Genomic DNA, 2,743 nt, shown 5'->3' with positions numbered 1-2,743 from the left:
CGTGCTGCAAGTCCTACCTTAGGAACGTTCACGACCGCTGACATGGCTCTGGATGTAGCAGTTTCCGGGAATTATGCCTATATTGCCGAGTCATCGGCTGGCATTCAGATAGTGGATATTTCTAATACGAGCTCTCCAACCCTTGCCGGTTCGTATACTGCATCTGGCGCGAATCGAATTGCCATTGTTGGGACGACCCTGTATGTGGCAGATGGTACAAATCTTCAGCTTCTAGACATTAGCACGCCAACTTCACCCTCACTCCTGGGCACATATGCTGAGGATGGATTGAGAATAGGAAACGTCGTGAGTGATGGGACAATTGCCTATGTTACGGGTATCAAAAATACTAGTACCTTTCAAATAAAAGCAATTGATGTGCAAGCTCCATCCGCGCCTTCGCTGAAAGGGACACTAGAAACCAGCGGTGCGTCAGACCTCGCACTGGATGGCCACACCGTGTATGTTACTTCCGGAAAAACATTGGTAATGATTGACGCATATCCAAATTTTGCAGTTCTTGGGACCTACACCAGCCCGGATACGTCCACAAATTATCTTGGCGTTGCCGTGGCAAATAATGTTGCGTACTTGAATGATACGATTACCGGGTTCACGGGAATTAATGTGAGCAACCCCGCTTCGCCAACTCTGGCGTTCAACATCAGTGGCCGTTTTGGGCAAGGACTGGTTGTGGCAAATAGCTATGCGTACGTCACAAGTTATTTCATTGGTGGGCTAGAAGTCTTTGACCTTAGCCAAACGCAACCTTCGCACATTGCAACCTACTATGGCACCGGAGAAGCATTTGCAGTCGCCTTGTATGGTACGACGGTTGCAGTAGTGGCTGACGGCTCAGCCGGTATTCGTTTGTTTAATGTTTCTGACCCCAAGACAATCTCGCCTGTGCCAGCGAGTGTGACCACGCCCGGTGCGACACCCGGGACAATTCCGAGTGCCAGCCCAAGTACAAATTCCAATACTGATCCAGCCGCACCCACTATTACCCTAAAGGGGAATGGCGTGATTTATGTAAGTGCTGGTTCAAAGTATAAAGAGCTGGGCTATACCGCAGCGGACGCATCAGGTAACAGTCTGACCTCCCGTGTGACAGTCAGTGGGAAGTTGGATACCAACAAAGTGGGGGTATACACCCGAACCTATGCAGTAACGGATACTGCTGGTAAGGCAAATACAACTTTTCGGTATGTTATTGTTTTTCCAACAGTCGTGAAACAAGTGGTCAAGAATGGCCGATTGACTATGAAGGTTGGGAAGAAAAATGTGACGCTACGACCTTTCCCAAAATATAGTGGCAATGTGGTGGCCTATAAAACCGTGGTTAAAAATACCACAGAATTCCAATATCTCTTTCTGAATACTGACGCCACCAGTACCCCAGAGTTAGTGCTGTATAACGCCGCAGGCAAGCTCCAAAAACGCTATAGCCTGAAGAACATTTCGACGAAAGGTATAAACTTTAGCATTGTTGCCGATCCTTCAACTCGTTATACGCTCATTGCAATTGCCCCGAAGACTGGTAGCTTGCAGGTAACGCAATATGGTCTGGCAGTAAATGGCTTGAAGAATTTGGGAAAAGTTACTGCCGCCTCTGGGAAGGGGACAGTGGTGTTTCATATGTTAAAAACTTACACCAATGCCTATGCACTCGTTACTGGAGTGAAAGGCAGCACAGCAAAACCAAAAGTGTGGCTCTACTTCCCACCTGCGGGTAAAATAGCTCAGGACAAGAATTACGATACCAAAAAACTTTCGTGGACCAAGACCAGTGTGAAGATGAAGTAAGTTTTATTTCTTCGGTTGAAATTTCAGGGCAAGGGAGTTAATGCAGTACCGCTTGCCTGTCGGTTTTGGCCCATCCTTAAACACGTGCCCCAGGTGCGCTCTGCAATTGGCGCACTGCACTTCAGTGCGACGTATACCCAAGGTTGTATCCTCTTTATACGCAATTGCGCCCGGGTTTGCGGTTTCCCAAAAACTGGGCCAGCCCGTACCAGAGTCAAACTTCGTATCGGACATGAAGAGCGCTTGGCCACAGTTCACGCAGTGGTAGGTTCCCGGGTCTGTGGTATGGACGTACTTCCCAGAGCCTGGTGGCTCTGTGCCTTTCCGGAAGCAAACGTTTTCTTGTTCAGGTGTCAAATTTGGATTTTTCTGTTGGCCAGTAATCATTGTTTATTAATTACAGAATTGAGTGCAGCCCCGTACCGGAGCAACGCGACTGGTGCGGGGCAAACGTTCACTTGCTCTGGGGTGAGGTTTGGGTTTCGTTGCTGGGTGAGTTTCATTAGCTATTTTTAGCAACGATGATAAGACGAGGGTATTTTTGGTGTTCGATATCGGCAGATGGGACGATGCGTTTGTACACGACAACATACCCAGTTTGCTTGAGAATAGTGAGTGTTTCATCTATATCCTTTGGCCGATTGTCCGAGAAGAAAGTTGGCAGGCCGTAGTCTTGGACGTTATTCACAATGAGTAATCCATTCTTTTTTAGGAATTCTTTCATCACCAGTAAGAATAGCTTGTAATCAATGTAGTTCAGGACATGGGAAGCGATAACTGCATCGAAACGAATTTTACCCTTTCGATTTTTTTTGAAGTACCGTTGCGTTTCGTTTTTCAGGGTGAGCAACGACTGACCTTTAATGGTGTTGAGATCGCAAAAGACCGCGTGTACAGACTGTCCAGCGTAATGTCGTCGAAGCCAGTCGAGGACATG

General features: G+C 47.5%; 3 protein-coding genes. 1 reads left to right on the top strand and 2 read right to left on the bottom strand.

What is annotated here, in order from left to right; translation table 11 throughout:
- The coding region (locus tag WCV85_06900; protein ID MFA6474565.1) for an immunoglobulin-like domain-containing protein at positions 1 to 1,806 on the top strand (1,806 nt) is incomplete at its 5' end.
- A gap of 3 nt (positions 1,807 to 1,809) precedes the next feature.
- On the opposite strand, the gene msrB is transcribed toward WCV85_06900, so the two are convergent.
- The gene (gene msrB / locus WCV85_06895; protein ID MFA6474564.1) at positions 1,810 to 2,193 is read right to left on the bottom strand and encodes a peptide-methionine (R)-S-oxide reductase MsrB; all 384 of its coding nucleotides are present in this window, start codon (positions 2,191 to 2,193) and stop codon (positions 1,810 to 1,812) included.
- A 115-nt stretch (positions 2,194 to 2,308) separates the two neighbouring features.
- Positions 2,309 to 2,743: hypothetical protein (locus WCV85_06890; GenBank protein ID MFA6474563.1), on the bottom strand; the 435-nt coding region annotated here is incomplete at its 5' end.

It is taken from the genome of Patescibacteria group bacterium, assembly GCA_041665345.1.
GTDB lineage: Bacteria > Patescibacteriota > Patescibacteriia > PEXW01 > PEXW01 > JBAYJA01.
This window is presented reverse-complemented; position numbering and strand designations above follow the sequence as displayed.

Excerpts from the sequence above, each read along its gene's own strand:
- msrB (MFA6474564.1), bottom strand. The coding sequence starts at position 2,193 with ATGATTACTGGCCAACAGAAAAATCCAAATTTGACACCTGAACAAGAA.